This is a genomic window from Salinicoccus sp. CNSTN-B1, from assembly GCF_054792835.1.
This window is the reverse complement of sequence record NZ_JBTWMN010000004.1, coordinates 2,013,263-2,030,171: the sequence shown is the minus strand read 5'-3', so window position 1 is coordinate 2,030,171 and position 16,909 is coordinate 2,013,263. Positions and strand designations below refer to the sequence as shown.

Here is a 16,909-nt window from a genome sequence, read left to right as displayed (position 1 = left end):
TAAGAGTGCTTTTTTTTATGCAACAAGATGGTAGATGATGGCAAACGCACCGATTGCGAAACAATAGTAGCTGAAAAGTGCAAGATTGCCTTTTTCCATGATGTTCTGAAGCCATTTCAGGGCAATATAAGTGGCTATCAGACTGGCGATGAAAGCCAACAGGTAAGGCACCGATAATGCGGACAGATTCGGATCGTTGACGAGGTCATCGACCGATATCAGCGCTGTACCGAGGGAGACGGGGATATAGAGCAGGAAGACAAAACGCAGAGCGTTCTTCTGGTTCATACCGACCGCCATGGCACCGACAAGTGTTGCGCCGCTGCGGCTGATGCCGGGCATGAGTGCCACGCACTGTGCCGCCCCGACGATGATGGCATCCCGGAAGCGGATATCCCCATCCTTCTTCTGTCCACGCTTATTTTTGATGAACCAGAGGGCAAGACCTGTGACAAGCAGCATGAAGCCGACTGTCAGCATGGAGACGTTATCCCCTATGATATCCTTCAGGAGAATGCCCAAAATGCCGACCGGAATGGTGGCGATGATAAGATATATGACATAGCGGAAATCTTCTGCCGCCTCTTCATCACGCGCCCCTTTAAAAATGAAGCGCGACAAATTGACGATGATTTCAGTGATGTCCGCCCTGTATATGTAGAGGACTGCGATAAGGGAAGCTGTATTAAGTAATATTTCAAAGGAAAGTCCCTTGGCTTCGACTCCGAGCAGTTCACGTGCAATGACAAGATGGCCACTCGATGAAACGGGTATCGGCTCGGTGAAACCCTGAAGCAGACCAAGAAAAATATAGCGTATAAGTTCAATGATATCCAAAACTGTCCCTCCTAAAATTCCTATACTATAATATAGAATAAATTTGCTTTAAAAGCCATCAATTGCTTGAAAAATGACTGCATAGGTGTATAATATAGTTAAGGTCAAAAAAGGTCAAACATATTTATGGCACAGCATCACTGCACATTCATTATTAAAGAGGTGAACAATATGGATATCAACAGAATGACTTATACCGTGCAGACGGTTATAGAACGGGCGCAATCCATTTCGGTCGATCTGAAGCTGCAGTCGATTGAAACGGAAGCACTGATGAAGGCTATGCTCACAGTGGATGAAAGCATGGCCAAGGATGTATTGGAGCGGGCGTCCATCAATACCGGTGAAATCATTGCACAGTATGATGAAAAATTGAAGAAGTACAATGTCGTCAAAGGCGACAATGTGCAGTACGGACAATATATGTCGAATGGCTTTACCCAAGTGATGGACCGCGCCGAAAAAATCATGACGGAAATGAAGGATGAGTACGTCTCCATCGAACACGTCCTGCTCGCAGGCATGGAAAAGGAACAGATACTAAAAGAAGCGGTCGACAATAAGACGGAAGTGATCAAGGAAATCATCAATAAAGCAAGAGGGGGAAACCATGTGACCACACAAAACCCGGAAGTGCAGTACGAAGCGCTTGAAAAATACGGTCGTGACCTTGTCGAAGCAGTCAGGAGCGGGAATGTAGACCCCGTAATTGGCCGGGATGAGGAAATCCGCAACTCCATACGCATACTGAGCCGCAAGCGCAAAAACAACCCGGTGCTCATCGGAGAACCGGGAGTCGGTAAGACAGCCATCGTTGAAGGCCTGGCTCAGCGCATCGTACGCAAGGATGTGCCGGACAGCCTGCTCGACAAGACGATCTTCGAACTCGATTTATCAGCATTGGTGGCAGGCGCCAAATACCGCGGTGAATTTGAAGAACGCCTTAAAGCGGTCCTGAAGGAAGTGAAGGAATCAGAAGGGCGCATCATCCTGTTCATAGATGAAATCCATATGCTCGTCGGCGCAGGCAAGACCGAAGGGGCGATGGATGCCGGCAATATGCTCAAGCCTATGCTTGCACGCGGCGAACTGCACTGCATCGGTGCGACCACGCTGAATGAATACCGTGAGTACATCGAGAAGGATTCGGCCCTGGAACGCCGGTTCCAGAAAGTACAGGTGCCGGAACCTGATGTGGAGGATACCATCTCCATACTGAGGGGCCTTAAGGAACGCTACGAAGTGCATCATGGCGTCAGGATCACAGACCGTGCCCTGGTAGCTGCAGCAGAACTGTCAGATCGCTATATTACAGATCGTTTCCTGCCGGACAAAGCGATTGACCTGATGGATCAGGCAAGTGCCACAATCAGGACTGAAATGGGTTCCAATCCGACGGAACTCGATCAGATCAACCGTCGTGTAATGCAGCTTGAAATTGAGGAACAGGCACTTAAATCCGAAGATGATGCGGTTTCCAAAAACCGTCTGGCAGAGCTCCAGAAGGAACTGTCGGAAGTGCGCGAGGAGCAGCAGACATTGGCTCAACGCGTCCAACGTGAAAAAGACCAGATCCAAAAAGTGAACGACAAGCGTGAGGAAGTCGACAGGGTCCGCCAGGAACTTGAAGAAGCAGAAAATAATTACGAGCTTGAGAAAGCGGCAGAACTCCGCCACGGCAGACTGCCGCAACTCGAGAAGGAACTGGATAGATTGGCAGAAGCGCTGCAGGAAGAAAGTGCCGGCGAAAACCGTATCATCCGCGAGGTCGTCACCGAAGACGAGATAGGATATATCGTCAGCCAATGGACCGGTATTCCAGTATCGAAGCTTGTTGAAACCGAGAAGGACAAGCTGCTGAAACTTGCAGACATACTGCATGAGCGGGTCGTCGGCCAAGATGAAGCGGTCGACCTCGTATCGGATGCAGTCATCCGTGCCCGGGCAGGCATCAAAGACCCGAACCGCCCGATCGGCAGCTTCCTCTTCCTCGGACCGACAGGTGTGGGCAAGACCGAGCTTGCAAAAACCCTTGCCGCAACGATGTTCGATTCGGAAAAGCACATGATACGGATCGATATGAGTGAATATATGGAAAAACACGCCGTCTCCAGATTGATCGGTGCCCCGCCTGGCTATATCGGACACGAAGAGGGTGGACAATTGACCGAGGCAATAAGGCGTCAACCCTATTCCGTAATATTGCTCGATGAAGTCGAGAAAGCCCACAGTGATGTATTCAACATCCTGCTCCAGCTGCTTGATGAAGGCCGACTCACAGATTCCAAAGGCCGTTCCGTTGATTTCAGGAATACAATCATCATCATGACTTCAAATATCGGCTCGAACCATCTGCTTGATACGGTGGTTGAAGAAGGCGAGATTTCAGAGGATACGAAGCAGATCGTCATGCGTGAAGTGCATCAATACTTCAAGCCTGAGATAATCAACCGCATGGATGATATCGTCATCTTTACACCACTATCCCGGGAGATATGAAGCTGATTACACAGAAATTGCTTGACGATCTGAACCGGCGTCTTGATGATCAGCATATGACCATCGAAGTCACCGAAGCCGTCAAAGACTGGATTTCCGAGGAAGCCTACGAACCGCAATTCGGTGCAAGGCCGCTCAAACGCTTCATCCAGAGGCATATCGAGACACCGCTTGCACGAAAACTCATTGCAGCCGACTTGAGTGAAGGGCTCCATGTCAAGATCGATTACGATGATGATGGACTTAAATTTGATATGTAACTGAACGCACCCTCCGGGTGCTTTTTTTATGGGAATTTTTCAACCATGGGTCTATAGCTTGAAAACTAGGAATGACAGGTGTTACGGGAGGCAATCGTTCCTTGCGGAAGCATCTATTGAATTTGACAGGCAAACTCAGTTCTGTATACTAAAAATGTACAAGTCACGTGGCAGAATAATCCAAATAATTATTAGGAGGAAATTCATTGAAAAAAATTCCACTACTACTCGCACTTGGATTTATATTTATATTGGGCGCATGCGGCAACGGCGATTCAGAAGAATCCGATTCTGGTTCAAGTAAATTGGATGAACTGAAAGAAAGCGGCACGGTAAATATCGGGTTTGCAAATGAACCCCCATATGCCTACGAAAACTCGGAGAGCGGAGAACTTGAAGGTGCAGCCATAGAAATCGCCAAGGCTGTATTCGCTGAAATGGGCATCGACAACGTCGAAGGTCATCTAACTGACTGGGGCGAGTTGATACCAGGTGTGCAGGCCGGCCAGTATGATGTCATTACTGCTGGTATGGCGATATTGCCGGATAGATGTGAGAACGCTCTGTTTGCAGAACCTGAAATGCAATACGGAGAGGGGCTGGTCGTAGCGGCGGGCAACCCGAAAAATATTAAAAGCTATGCTGATATAGCAGATAATCCAGATGTGAAGGTTGCTTTGATGGAGGGCACGACGCAATTTGATTTCCTTGATCAAGAGGGCGTCGATCCAAGCCAGATCATGTCGGTAGGCGACATTCCAGGGCAACTATCCGCTGTACAATCAGGCAATGCTGATGTTACTGCAGCGACTGAAGCAACTCTAAGAGCAGCCTATGAATCGTTGGATAGTGAAGACGTAGAGATTGTCGATGATTTCGAACAGCCAGATATCGAAGGTATTCCAAGTTTCGGTGCTGCGGCGTTCAACCTCGATGATGAAGAGTTGCGTGATGCTTACAATGAAGCGCTGAAGACACTTAAAGAAGATGGCGCGATTGATCAGATCCTTGATGATGCCGAAGGTTTTGAAGCAGAAAGCAACAGGGTTGAAGTCGGTGGGATGACGACTGAAGAACTCTGTGAAGCTGAATAATCTTTCCAGGCCCAGTGGGGATGCCCCTCTGGGCTTTTATTTTAATAGAGGAGTGGGGAAATATGTTTGAAAACTGGGTGAATATACTGACCTACCTGTCTCAGGGAGCATGGACGACCATCAGCATATTTCTAGTGGCAGCCTTATTTTCTTTTATAATGGCTTTCATCGCTGGACTTTCACGTCTATCGACGAATCTGCTGCTCAGAGGGTTTACAGCTTTCTATGTGGAAATATTTAGAGGTACATCGCTGATTGTGCAGTTATTCTGGCTATACTATGCCGTACCGATGCTTTTCAATATCGATCTTGGCAGCAATTGGTGGGTCGGTGTCATTGCGATCGGGTTGAACTATGGTGCATATATGTCTGAGGTGGTACGCAGCTCGATCCTATCGATCAATAAGGGTCAGACAGAGGCCTCAATCGCATTAAACCTTTCGAGGTTCCAAAGGATGAGGCAAGTCATCCTGCCTCAGGCTCTAAGGCTGATGCTGCCTGAGTTTGGAAACTATTCGATCCAGATACTTAAAGGGACAGCGCTTGTTTCACTGATTGGTCTGAGTGACATCCTCTACTACGGGGATATCTATAGGTCTTCCAACCTCTCAGAAGGACCAATCGCCTATTTCATGGTGCTTATCATGTATTTCATCATTGCACTGCCATTGATCTGGCTATCTAAAAAAGGTGAGAAAATCGCCAGGAAAGGAGTGGCGAGCTGATGAATTCACAATATTGGAGTTGGGAAACATTTCTGGAAGCATTTCCGATCATCTTGGAGGGGCTTAAGATAACGCTTGGCCTGACTGTTGTAAGTTATCTGTTGGCAATGCTTGCCGGTTTCATCTGGCTTGTGCTGGAAGCGACGCCGTGGCGGCCATTCAACCTCATCATCTACTGGGTCAGGGAATTCATAAGATCCACGCCTCCCATAGTCCAGATATTCTTTCTATATTTTGCGTGGCCGATGGTCCCTTATGTAGGGATGTCATTTACACCATTTGTAGCCGCCATGTTGGCTTTGGGAATCCATTTCTCGACTTATATCAGTGAAGTATACCGCTCAGGCATCGACAGCGTGGAAAAAGGTCAGCGGGAAGCTTCTACTGCACTTAACCTTTCAACGAAGGACAGATGGTTGAATGTCATCCTGCCCAGGCCTTGCCACCGACGATTCCGATGCTTGGCAACTACTTGATAATACTGTTTAAGGAAGTGCCGCTCGCTGCAACGATAGGGGTAGTCGGTATACTCAGCATCGCAAGAAGCTACGGCGCACAGACTTGGTCCTACATTGAACCATTGACCATCGTGGCACTTCTGTTCCTATTGCTCAGCTATCCATCAGCATTGCTGATCAACAAACTTGAGGGCAAGATGAACAGACGATTTGATAAGAAGCAGAAGAAAGTGGGAGTGAGTGAGTAATGGAACCAATTGTAAAGTACGATGATGTCCATAAATCATTTGGAGATACACATGTTTTAAAGGGTATCAATCTGGATATTTATCCTTCTGAAAAAATTGCGATAATCGGGCCAAGTGGTTCCGGGAAAACGACGATCATAAGATTGCTGATGACTCTGGAAGAGCCGACGGACGGAGATATCATCGTAGCAGGTGAGAACCTTTGGAAGATGGAAGTTGGCGGAAAAAGAAGAGAGCCAATGAAAAACATCTGCGTTCAGTCAGGAAAGACATCGGCATGGTGTTTCAGCATTTTAATCTTTTCCCCATAAGACAATCTTGGACAATTGTGTAATGCCTCTTGTAAAAGTGAAGAAATACAAGAAGAAGGAAGCAGAAGAAGAGGCCAGGAGGATGCTTGATCGCGTAGGGCTTGGAGATAAATATGATGCTTATCCGGCGAACTTGTCAGGCGGACAGAAGCAGCGTGTGGCCATGGCACGAGCATTGGTGATGAAACCGAAAATCATGCTGTTTGATGAAGTGACGTCAGCCTTGGACCCTGAGCTCGTCGGAGAAGTGCTCGAAGTGATCAGGGATCTGGCCGAGCATGATGAGATGGCCATGGTGCTGGTCACGCACGAAATGGATTTTGCGCTTGAGATTGCAGATCGTGTACTTTTTTTGGATGACGGGGTCATTGCAGAATCAGGCACGGCAGAAGAAGTCATCAACCAATCTGAAAATCCAAGACTGCAGGACTTCCTAAAACGCTTCAGGAATTCTTCAAGTTAAGTGGAATTGAAGCATCAGACGTAAATAGGGCCCGCCTTCAAAAGGCGGGCCCTATTTATGTTATGCCATTCCTACTGAAGTCTCGCCCCGTACTTCGCGGCAAGCCTGTTCCAGATCTTCAGTATATTGTTTCTTTGTATCTTCATCATAATCCAGTATATCAGCCATCAGTTCGATGACACCATCTTTACATTTATCGACGTGTGCAATCTCGAAGTACAAGTCACCTGTACGTCTGACAAAATAGTCGAGAGGGGTGTTTGCCATCTCATGCTGTATGCTGTAGATGACTTGGGCGTGCACATCTTTTGGCAGTTTATAATGTTCGGATGCTTCGCCAAGGCCACCGGCAATTTCAAAGAGGTGCTCTGTATTGCTACCGTAATGGCGGGCGAGGCGCTGTCCATTCGTTATAGAGAGGCCATAGGAAGGGGCACGTTCTGCAATTCGAGCGACGTAATCATCAAAACCTGCACTGCCGCCGACGTCTCCCCTGACATTGGCTGGTTTTTGGTAGCGGCCTTGTTGAACTTCAGCCCATATTCCTTCGATAGGCGCTTGGCGACAAGGTCGACTATTTCCTCAGCCATATGCCTGTATCCAGTGAGTTTTCCGCCTGCAATTGTAATCAGGTCGCTCTCTGATTCCCATATTTCATCTTTACGAGAAATTTCTGAAGGGTCTTTCCCTTCTTCGAGGATGAGCGGACGGATGCCAGCCCAAGTGGATTCGATGTTCGACTCATCGAGGTCAAGTCCCGGGAACATATAGTTTGCAGCATCCAGAACATATTTCCGGTCATCTTCATCTGCAACCGGGTTCTGCTTATCGCCTTCATAATGGGTGTCGGTCGTGCCGACGTATGTCTTGCCATCGCGTGGAATCGCGAATATCATACGACCATCTGATTTTGCATCGAAATAGACTGCCTGGCGGAGCGGGAAATCTTCCTGATCGAAAACCAGGTGGACGCCTTTAGAAAGATAGAGCTGCTTTTTGCCCTTTTCGGAAACCGTGTCCATCGATCTGACTTCGTCAACCCAAGGCCCGCCGGCGTTAATCACACGACGGCCGAGAATCTGATAGGTGCCGCCGCCGATGTTGTCTTCAGCATGGATGCCGACTACTTTACCCTTATCATAGACAAAGCCCGTCGCTTTGACATGGTTGATCGGGTCGGCACCGAATTCTGCCGCCTTCTTCATGACCTCAAGTGTCATGCGTGCATCATCGGTCTTATATTCGACGTAATAGCCACCACCGAGAAGATCTTCCCGTTTGACAAGGGGTTCTTTTCCAGAACTTCCTCGACGCTGAGCATTTGACGCTGTTCGCTTTTTTTAACTTCTGCAAGCATATCGTAGACACGCAGGCCGATGCTTGTAGTCGTCTTGCCGAAAGTACCGCCTTTATGGAAAGGGAGTAACATCCATTCCGGTGTGGTGACATGCGGCCCATTCTCATAGACGATGGCACGCTCAAGACCCGTTTCGCGCACGACGCCGACCTGGAACTGCTTCAAGTAGCGCAATCCGCCATGTACAAGTTTCGTACTGCGGCTGCTTGTCCCTTCTGCAAAGTCCTGCATCTCGACAAGTGCGACCTTCATGCCCCGTTTGGCAGCATCCAGAGCGATGCCTGCCCCTGTGATGCCACCGCCGATTACGACGATGTCATAATCGACTTTTTCCATATGCTGAAGCTGATCTTTACGCGTTAAAGTATTTAACATTGATTTACCTCCTATATTGATTGAAGTAAAGGCTGGTGACTGCTCTACTCTGTGTCCTCTTCTGCTGTACTTTGTTTAGGTTTGAATGCCTGGGTGGCAGTGACAGCATGCTGCCAGCCATCATACAGTGAGTCACGCTCGTCCTGATTCATATCAGGTTCAAATACGCTGTCGGTATCAGAAACCGATTTGATCTCGTCGGTGGAATCCCAATATCCGACTGCGAGGCCAGCAAGATATGCAGAGCCAAGTGCAGTGGTCTCGAGCACTTCCGGGCGTTCTACGGGAGTGCCCAGAATATCAGATTGGAATTGCATGAGGAAATCATTTGCTGCCGCGCCACCATCGACGCGCAATGTTTCGAGATCGATGCCCGAATCTTTCTGCATCGCGTCCAGGACATCCTTCGTCTGGTAGGCGAGGGATTCGAGTGTGGCACGTACAAGATGTTCTTTCTCTGTACCACGGCTGAGTCCGAATACAGCACCTCGTGCTTCTGAGTCCCAATACGGTGCCCCGAGACCTGTGAAGCCCGGAACGAGGTACACACCGCCGTTGGAGTCTACTGCATTTGCATAGGATTCGGACTGTTTGGAGTCACTGAACATGCGTAGTCCGTCCCTCAGCCATTGGATCGCTGAGCCGGCAACGAATATGGAACCTTCCAATGCGTATTTGACTTCTCCGTCATATCCGTATGCAATGGTGGTCAATAATCCGTTGTCACTCTGTATCGCTTCGGTACCCGTGTTCATGAGCAGGAAACATCCTGTGCCGTAGGTGTTTTTGGCATCTCCCTTATTGAAGCATGTCTGACCGAACAATGCGGCCTGCTGGTCACCTGCGACACCGGCAATCGGTACGTTCTGACCGAAGAAATGGTTTTTGGTGGTCTTGCCGTATACTTCACTGGAAGACTTCACTTCCGGAAGCATGCTTTCAGGCACTTCCAGGATATCAAGCAGCTCCTTGTCCCATTCAAGCTCATGTATGTTGTAGAGCAGTGTACGGCTGGCGTTCGTATAATCAGTTACGTGCGTCTCGCCTTCTGTAAAACGCCAGATGAGCCATGTATCAATCGTGCCGAAGAGCAGATCGCCATTTTCAGCCTTTTCACGGGCGCCATCGACATTATCCAATATCCATTTTATTTTGGTTCCTGAGAAGTAGGGATCGAGCAGCAATCCGGTTTTACGGTTGAACACCTCTTCATGGCCCTGTTCCTTCAATTCTTCGCATATATCAGCGGTCTGGCGAGATTGCCAGACAATTGCATTGTAGATCGGGCGCCCGTATTCCTATCCCATACGACTGTGGTTTCACGCTGGTTGGTGATGCCTATCGCTTCGACCTGTTCTGCTTTGATATCATTTTCTGACAGGACACCTGCTACAACCGAAAGTACGGAACTCCATATTTCGTTTGCATTGTGCTCCACCCAGCCGGACTGCGGGAAATACTGCTTGAATTCCTTCTGGCTTGTAGCGACAACTTCACCTTCCTTATTAAAAAGGATGGCTCGTGAGCTTGTCGTCCCCTGATCAAGTGACATAATATACTTTTCCATTATAAAACCCCTTTATATGAGTATATATTGCGTACTACTACATCATCTTCGCTGCATCATCCTTAAGGATGCTCTTATTAAGAAATACCCCTGAAACGAGAACCAAAACAACGGCAATAATGGCTAAGAAAAGAAAAATATCGGATTTTCCTAAGAAAACACTATTATAGACCGCGGCCCCGAGTGCACCGCCAGCCAATGGCCCAACAACCGGAACGGCTGCATAGCGGAAATTGGAATCGCGTTTACCGGGTATCGGCAACAGCAGGTGGGCAAGACGCGGGCCAAGGTCACGCGCCGGGTTGATTGCGTAGCCTGTTGTTCCGCCGAGGCTCAGCCCGATTGCGGTGATGAGGAAACCGACGATCAGTGGATTCAGACCTTCTGTAAAATCGTTGGCTCCAATGAAGAGCAGCCCCATGACCAGTATGAAAGTGCCGATGATTTCACTGGCAAAGTTTGCGACATAGTTCGGTAGGGCCGGGACGTAGAGAATACATCCAATTTCGTCATGGCATCGTCCTCTGCCTTGAAGTGCGGCATGAAATGCAGCCGACGATGATGCCCCCGAGCAGTCCGCCGAGTACTTGGGCGATCATGTAAGGGATGACTTGGTCCCATGGGAATGCGCCGGCGACGGCGAAGCCAAGGGTTACTGCCGGATTGATGTGACCTCCCGAAAACTGTCCGATGGCATAGACGGCGAATGTGACGGCAAAGCCCCATCCGAATGCTATGACCGCCCAATCGGCGCCATTTGATTTCGTCCCTTTCAAAGTGACGTTGGCGACAACACCTCCCCGAAAATGATCAATATGGCTGTACCTACAAATTCCGCAACGAGTTCATTCATTGCTTCCACTCCTTTGTTTGTCAATTCATTAATAGAACATAAAAAATCCCACACTGGTAGCTATGTGGAAAGCTACAAATGCGGGCTCTTTTTCTCCGTGTCATATTAACTTACTTCTAAAATTACCCTAATGAACATGAACTGTCAACTTATTTGTTGGTACCGTATTCATATATTATCGAACCACAGGGACGTTTTGCTTGTTGTGACATAACTGGCACCTGCCATAATCGCATCATCCACTTCGGATTGCGTTTCAATCAGCCCGCCGGCGATGACATCGGCCGCAACCTCCTGCTTGAAGAGGTGGATGACTTTTGGTACAACACCGGGCAGCACTTCTATCAGATGAGGGTGACATTGATCGATGAGCTCGATGCTCTTTTCTATGGCCGAAGAATCGATGGCAAAGACACGCAGGATGGTCTTCATGCCAAGTTGCCGTGCTTTTTTGACGATCCTTCCCCGCGTAGTGACGATGCCAGTCGGTTTATATTTCTGATGGATATATTCAAGGGAAGCAGTGTCGACTGCCAACCCCTTTATAAGATCCAGATGAAGATAGACCTCGAAGCCATGGCTTTTGACGGTGCGGATATGGCTGTCGAGATGACCGATGTGGATATCCAATATGACGCATGATCGATAGGGACTGCCGATCAGTTTTTCAAAATCTTTTAAGGAGCGGATTGCTGGAAGAATCTTCATATTTTCCCCTTCAATAAAAAATTGGTATTGCGTTAATGATAAAGTATTGGTCCACTATTGTATAGTGGATAGGAAAACGGGGTATAGACATTCAAAGTATGACGGCAAGACATTTCAGGGAACTGCCAGGAGGGCTGATAAATGATTGATACACGTGATAATGCAATGCTTAAGGAGATGCTTGGCATCAAACATGCGATAATCCAAGCCCCGATGGCCGGAGGCATCACAACAGCGGAGCTGGTGGCCGGGGTGTCCGATGCAGGCGGACTCGGCATGATTGGCGGCGGTAGCCTGGAAGCACCGGCACTCAGCAAGCTGATCCGGCAAGTTAAAAAGAAGACTTCGCATTCGTTCGGGGTGAACCTTTTTGTGCCATGGCATTTCGAAGTGACGACCGCAGACATGGCGCGCGCCTTTGACACGCTGAAGCCAGTCTACGATAAATTGGGGATTGAACAGCAGCCGGTCGACCCTGTGACACCTGAGACGGTGGAGTTACGGTTCGAGCAGCAGATTGACGCTGTGATTGAAGAGCGGGTCCCGGTCTGCTCATTTATATTCGGCATCCCGGATAACCGTCATATCGAACGGTTGAAGGAAGCAGGCGTCGTCCTGCTCGCTACCGCCACCACCGTCAATGAAGCAGAGGCAATCGAACGGGCAGGGTTTGATGCGGTTGTCATGCAAGGGGCTGAAGCGGGTGGGCACCGTGGCTCTTTCCTGAAGGATGTTGAAGATAGCCTGAACGGTCTGATGACCTTGATTCCAGAGACCCGGGATCACACAAATCTTCCGCTTATTGCGGCAGGTGGTATAATGGATGGCCGGGGGATAGCGGCTGCACGCATTCTTGGAGCTTCAGGCGTCCAGCTTGGTACAGCATTTCTCTCTGCAGAAGAAAGTGGTGCCCATACAGTACATAAGCAGGCGCTTTCAACAGAGCGTGATGCGCCGTCTGTTTTGACGCGCCTGTTTACAGGGCGTGCCGCGCGGGCAGTCAAGAACCGCTTTATACAGGAGATGGCCGGACACGATGGATACATGGTGGAGTATCCGGTGCAGAGGAAATTGACCCAGCCCATTCAAGATGCATCAAAGACAGCAGGATCCACAGAGTATGCCATGCTGCTCGCTGGTCAGGGTAAAAATATGGCGCGCCAGTTGCCGGTAAAGTCACTGGTCGCAAAACTGATTGAGGAGACGGAAGCACTCCGCCTCGAAATTTGATTTGGAGGATAAAAAAATGACCTGCCACATGCGGCAGGTCATTTTTTGATGTCTAATGGTTATGCTGTACTTCGTCGGTATCTTCAGGTTTGAGCATGAAATCCAGAACGAAGATCGTCAGTGTGACGATTACTGCGAGCAGTAATCCGCTCCAGACATTCAGAGGGCCACCGCCGCCAAGGCTGTTGATTACAAAGTTAACCATCTGGGTCAGCATCAGTGCCCAGATGAAACTGATAAGATACTTCATGGTCCTGCCTCCACTACAAATTTATATATTTTAATGATACCCTAAATGGATTTCCATGTATAGTGGCAATCGATCGAAAATATTCCTTTGAATTTTATATTCATAAAATATTTATTCTCTAGACTGAAATGTGTTTAATTGAAAGCGATTTCATATTTTGTCGTTTTTTTATTTGAATACAGTTGAAAAGCATTATTTACTAGTGTATATTTAATTCTTGGAAATAGTTAAAAATTGCTACAATTCAAAAAATGGTTGTTGCGTTTTGAAATATAGGAACTTACAATAGTGTTAGAGACACTTAATCTGCTATTTATTGCTACACAATAAGTATTATCTCTTCGGAATAATATTACATGTTTGCGGCAGATGGATATAGGTGACTGCGAGTCGATCTCCAGCAGCCTCAGATTTAAGGTCACGAAAAGCAGTGGAGCGATAGAGCGCACATTATGAAACAGAGGAAGAATGGGTGAAATAGAATGTCTGAAAATTTGTTAGAGGTTAAAAATCTTACAACTGCCTTTAAAATAGGCGGCGAATACTTTCCGGCAGTAGACGATGTTTCATTGAATATTAAACCGAATGAAGTGCTTGCACTAGTAGGCGAGTCGGGATCTGGCAAAAGTGCGACGGCTTTTTCGCTTATGGGTCTTCATACTAAGGCACGCATGGAAGGAGAAGTGAATTTTCTCGGTCGGAATCTGCTCAAGCTAAACGAAGGCAAAATGAATAAAATACGCGGTGGCGACATGGCAATGATCTTCCAAGATCCGATGACGGCTTTGAATCCACTTATGAAAGTCAAACAACAGATCATCGAAACACTGAAAATACATAACACCAAACCAAAGAATGAGAGAGAATCATATGCTATAGAACTGCTAGACCGGGTGGGGATCCCACGGCCAAAAAGGGTTGGAGAAGCGTATCCGCATGAATTGTCGGGTGGCATGCGCCAGCGTGTGGTCATCGCCATCGCCATCGCAAACCGCCCGAAGATGCTGATAGCGGATGAGCCGACTACGGCACTTGATGTCACAATCCAGGCCCAGATATTGGACCTCATCAGGGAACTGCAGGAAGAATTGAATTCAGGTGTCCTACTCATCACGCATGACCTCGGTGTCGTCGCAGAAATGGCGGATCGCGTCGCAGTCATGTATGCCGGTCAAATCGTTGAAGTGGCACCTGCCAGGGAATTGTTCAAGAATCCCCAGCATCCCTATACGAAGTCGCTTCTCAATTCCTTGCCGACTGAAGATATGCTCGGTAAGAAGCTGCATGTCATCCAGGGCGTCGTCCCTGCACTCGACAAGATGGACCGCACAGGCTGCCGGTTTGCGCCGCGCATTCCCTGGGTCCCGGCTTCGGAACACGAATACAACCCACAGCTGCGTGAAATCGCACCAGGCCATCATGTACGCTGCACGTGCTATAAGAACTTCAGCCTGGAAGATGCAGGAGAGACTTATGTAGACATTGATGAGCATGGGTATGAAATGGCCACCCGGGGAGGAAATGTGTAATGAATCTACTGGAGATAAAAGATCTGAAAGTCCACTACCCGATAAAGGGGGGTTCTTCAACACAGTCAAAGACTATGTCAAAGCAGTCGATGGCGTCAGCATAAGCATACCGGAAGGTACGACATATGGTCTGGTCGGTGAGTCCGGTTCAGGCAAGACCACGACCGGCAAGGCGGTCATGGGCCTCAACCACGTTACCGCCGGAGAAATTTATTTTGATGGCCAGAAGCTTAACGAAAAAGGCCGTAAAGTGAATGTACGTGATGATATCCAGATGATCTTCCAAGATCCCTACTCTTCATTGAATCCACGTAAACGCGTTTTCGATATAGTGGCAGAGCCCATCAGGAACTATCATAAAAAATCGAAGAACGAACTGATAAATGAGGTCCTCGGCTTGTTGAACCGGGTCGGTCTGCCACCAGGCTCACTGTATAAGTACCCGCATGAATTCTCGGGCGGACAGCGCCAGAGGATTGGCGTGGCCCGGGCGATTGCATTGAACCCTAAGCTCATCATTGCGGATGAGCCTGTATCGGCACTGGATGTATCCGTACAGGCCCAAGTGCTCAACTTCATGCAGGACATCCAAAAGGATATGGACTTGACGATGATGTTCATCGCCCATGATCTGGGCGTAGTCCGCCATATGTGCCGCCATATCGGTATCATGTACCATGGCCGTCTCGTAGAGGAGGGCACGACTGAAGAAATATTCAGCAATCCCCAGCATATCTATACGAAGCGGCTGATTGCAGCAATTCCGGATACGGACGTGGATGAAGTGGAAAGGAATTTGGCCCTGCGCCAGAAGGTCAAAGAAGAGTACGATCAGAATTTCGACGAAAACCTCGACGAAGAAGGTCGGGCGTTCCCGCTGCAGTCCATTTCAAAGACGCACAGAGTTGCGCTACCGGTGAAAGGTTGATGAATATATGCTGAAATTTACAATTAGACGGTTGCTGATCACTTTCCCGCAGCTGGTCATTTTGAGTATCCTCGTATTCTTTCTTGGTTCGCTCATGCCGGGGGATGCACTCTCAGGTCTGCTTGACCCGAACATCCCTGCAGAGGCAATTCAGGCCAAAAGGGAAGAGCTTGGGCTTGATAACCCATGGTACATCCAATACAGGGACTGGATATTCGCCATGTTCCAAGGGGATTTCGGGACTTCGATATTCCACCAGAGGCCCGTCATGGACGTGATAGGGGATCGATTAATGAACACAGTATGGTTATCCCTGTTCTCCACCATCCTGATCTACTTGATCGGCTTGCCGCTTGGTCTCGTTTCAGGACGCTACAATGACTCTCTCCTTGACAATACAATCACCGGGTATACATACCTCGGATTCGCTACACCCCAGTTCATATTCGGCCTGGTCATCCTGTGGCTGTTCGGTTACAACCTCGGCTGGTTCCCGACCGGCGGTTCAGTCGGCCCAGGGCTCGAACCAGGCTCGATCGATTATATACTGAGCAAGATAAACCACCTTGTCCTGCCAAGTTTCGCAATAGCATTGATCGGTCTCGTCGGTACAGTGCAGTACCTAAGGAGCGGCATCATAGAAACGAAGCAGAAAGACTTTATTATACTCGCCCGTGCGAAAGGTGTGAAAGAATCGTCCGTCTACAACAGGCACATCTTCAGAAACTCAATCTTGCCGATCGCAGCCTTCTTCGGCTATGAGATTGTGGCCCTTCTTGGCGGTTCCATCTTCATTGAAATGATCTACAGCTACCCTGGCATGGGCCGGCTGTTCCTGGACTCCATTTCGACACGCGACTTCAGCGTAGCGAATGTTCTGATCCTGTTCTACGGCATCCTGGCCATCTTAGGTGCGCTGCTGTCCGACATCATTTTGAGCATCGTTGATCCTAGGATCCGAATAAAATAGGAAGGAGCGTAAAAATTGGATAATAAAGATAACTATAATAAAAATATAGATCATGAAAATGAAGAGTCTCGTTTGCATAACGAACAAAGAGAAGAGCGTCAGATCCAGGGGGATCCGTTCGAAGCCCATGATAAGGAAGCCCATGAATATGAAAAGGGCGACATGGACATGACAGTCAAAGCCGACATCCCACATGGCGCCTCCGGACATGGTGCACTCGACTCCAAAAATCTACCCAAGAGTCCGC

General features: G+C 48.4%; 9 protein-coding genes and 7 pseudogenes. 9 read left to right on the top strand and 7 right to left on the bottom strand.

Annotated elements, in window-relative coordinates; genetic code table 11:
* Positions 1–15: 15 nt before the first annotated feature.
* The gene (locus ACYF68_RS11915; RefSeq protein ID WP_461047086.1) at positions 16–837 is read right to left on the bottom strand and encodes an undecaprenyl-diphosphate phosphatase; all 822 of its coding nucleotides are present in this window, start codon (positions 835–837) and stop codon (positions 16–18) included.
* 171 nt (positions 838–1,008) lie between these two features.
* Here ACYF68_RS11915 and clpB point away from each other — a divergent pair.
* The 5 genes and pseudogenes from clpB (at position 1,009) to ACYF68_RS11890 (ending at position 6,895) form a co-directional block, all read left to right on the top strand.
* Positions 1,009–3,596 (top strand): annotated as a pseudogene (gene clpB, locus ACYF68_RS11910) (ATP-dependent chaperone ClpB).
* Between the two features lie 206 nt (positions 3,597–3,802).
* Positions 3,803–4,690 (top strand): ectoine/hydroxyectoine ABC transporter substrate-binding protein EhuB, encoded by an 888-nt coding sequence (gene ehuB, locus ACYF68_RS11905; RefSeq protein WP_461047085.1) that lies wholly within the window; start codon positions 3,803–3,805, stop codon positions 4,688–4,690.
* Between the two features lie 62 nt (positions 4,691–4,752).
* Positions 4,753–5,415, top strand: a complete 663-nt coding sequence (gene ehuC / locus ACYF68_RS11900) for an ectoine/hydroxyectoine ABC transporter permease subunit EhuC (RefSeq protein ID WP_461047084.1) — start codon at positions 4,753–4,755, stop codon at positions 5,413–5,415.
* Positions 5,415–6,121 (top strand): annotated as a pseudogene (locus ACYF68_RS11895) (amino acid ABC transporter permease). Before ehuC ends, ACYF68_RS11895 begins: the two are co-directional and overlap by 1 nt.
* Positions 6,121–6,895, top strand: a pseudogene (locus tag ACYF68_RS11890) (amino acid ABC transporter ATP-binding protein). Before ACYF68_RS11895 ends, ACYF68_RS11890 begins: the two co-directional pseudogenes overlap by 1 nt.
* Before the next feature lie 60 nt (positions 6,896–6,955).
* Here ACYF68_RS11890 and ACYF68_RS11885 read toward each other — a convergent pair.
* From ACYF68_RS11885 to ACYF68_RS11865, 5 genes and pseudogenes are all read right to left on the bottom strand, one after another.
* Positions 6,956–8,627, bottom strand: a pseudogene (locus ACYF68_RS11885) (glycerol-3-phosphate dehydrogenase/oxidase).
* 44 nt (positions 8,628–8,671) lie between these two features.
* Positions 8,672–10,194 (bottom strand): annotated as a pseudogene (glpK, locus tag ACYF68_RS11880) (glycerol kinase GlpK).
* A 37-nt stretch (positions 10,195–10,231) separates the two neighbouring features.
* Positions 10,232–10,711: pseudogene (locus ACYF68_RS11875) on the bottom strand (MIP/aquaporin family protein); the annotation flags it as partial.
* Positions 10,704–10,970: an aquaporin gene (locus ACYF68_RS11870; RefSeq protein ID WP_461047082.1), complete on the bottom strand. Its 267-nt coding sequence runs from the start codon at positions 10,968–10,970 to the stop codon at positions 10,704–10,706. The gene ACYF68_RS11870 and the pseudogene ACYF68_RS11875, both read right to left, overlap by 8 nt.
* Positions 10,971–11,215: 245 nt before the next feature.
* Complete coding sequence (locus tag ACYF68_RS11865) at positions 11,216–11,755, bottom strand: glycerol-3-phosphate responsive antiterminator (RefSeq protein ID WP_461047081.1); 540 nt, start codon at positions 11,753–11,755, stop codon at positions 11,216–11,218.
* Between the two features lie 141 nt (positions 11,756–11,896).
* Here ACYF68_RS11865 and ACYF68_RS11860 point away from each other — a divergent pair, with 141 nt between their 5' ends.
* Entirely contained in the window at positions 11,897–12,985 is a 1,089-nt protein-coding gene (locus ACYF68_RS11860; protein ID WP_461047079.1) for an NAD(P)H-dependent flavin oxidoreductase, read from the top strand.
* A gap of 52 nt (positions 12,986–13,037) precedes the next feature.
* Here ACYF68_RS11860 and ACYF68_RS11855 read toward each other — a convergent pair whose 3' ends face one another.
* Positions 13,038–13,235, bottom strand: coding sequence for a DUF2929 family protein (locus tag ACYF68_RS11855; protein WP_344704168.1), 198 nt, complete (start codon positions 13,233–13,235; stop codon positions 13,038–13,040).
* Between the two features lie 482 nt (positions 13,236–13,717).
* On the opposite strand from ACYF68_RS11855, the gene ACYF68_RS11850 reads away from it, so the two are divergent.
* The 3 genes and pseudogenes from ACYF68_RS11850 to opp4B all read left to right on the top strand — a co-directional run bounded on the left by ACYF68_RS11850 (position 13,718) and on the right by opp4B (position 16,662).
* Entirely contained in the window at positions 13,718–14,764 is a 1,047-nt protein-coding gene (locus ACYF68_RS11850) for an ABC transporter ATP-binding protein (protein WP_461047077.1), read from the top strand.
* Positions 14,764–15,692, top strand: a pseudogene (locus tag ACYF68_RS11845) (ATP-binding cassette domain-containing protein). Before ACYF68_RS11850 ends, ACYF68_RS11845 begins: the two are co-directional and overlap by 1 nt.
* 7 nt (positions 15,693–15,699) lie before the next feature.
* Positions 15,700–16,662, top strand: a complete 963-nt coding sequence (gene opp4B / locus ACYF68_RS11840; protein ID WP_461047075.1) for an oligopeptide ABC transporter permease — start codon at positions 15,700–15,702, stop codon at positions 16,660–16,662.
* Positions 16,663–16,909 lie beyond the last annotated feature (247 nt).

Bases quoted from the DNA above. Each gene is read 5' to 3' on its own strand.
- ehuC (WP_461047084.1), top strand. From the start codon at position 4,753: ATGTTTGAAAACTGGGTGAATATACTGACCTACCTGTCTCAGGGAGCA.
- ACYF68_RS11865 (WP_461047081.1), bottom strand. From the start codon at position 11,755: ATGAAGATTCTTCCAGCAATCCGCTCCTTAAAAGATTTTGAAAAACTG.
- ACYF68_RS11860 (WP_461047079.1), top strand. From the start codon at position 11,897: ATGATTGATACACGTGATAATGCAATGCTTAAGGAGATGCTTGGCATC.
- ACYF68_RS11855 (WP_344704168.1), bottom strand. From the start codon at position 13,235: ATGAAGTATCTTATCAGTTTCATCTGGGCACTGATGCTGACCCAGATG.
- ACYF68_RS11850 (WP_461047077.1), top strand. From the start codon at position 13,718: ATGTCTGAAAATTTGTTAGAGGTTAAAAATCTTACAACTGCCTTTAAA.
- opp4B (WP_461047075.1), top strand. From the start codon at position 15,700: ATGCTGAAATTTACAATTAGACGGTTGCTGATCACTTTCCCGCAGCTG.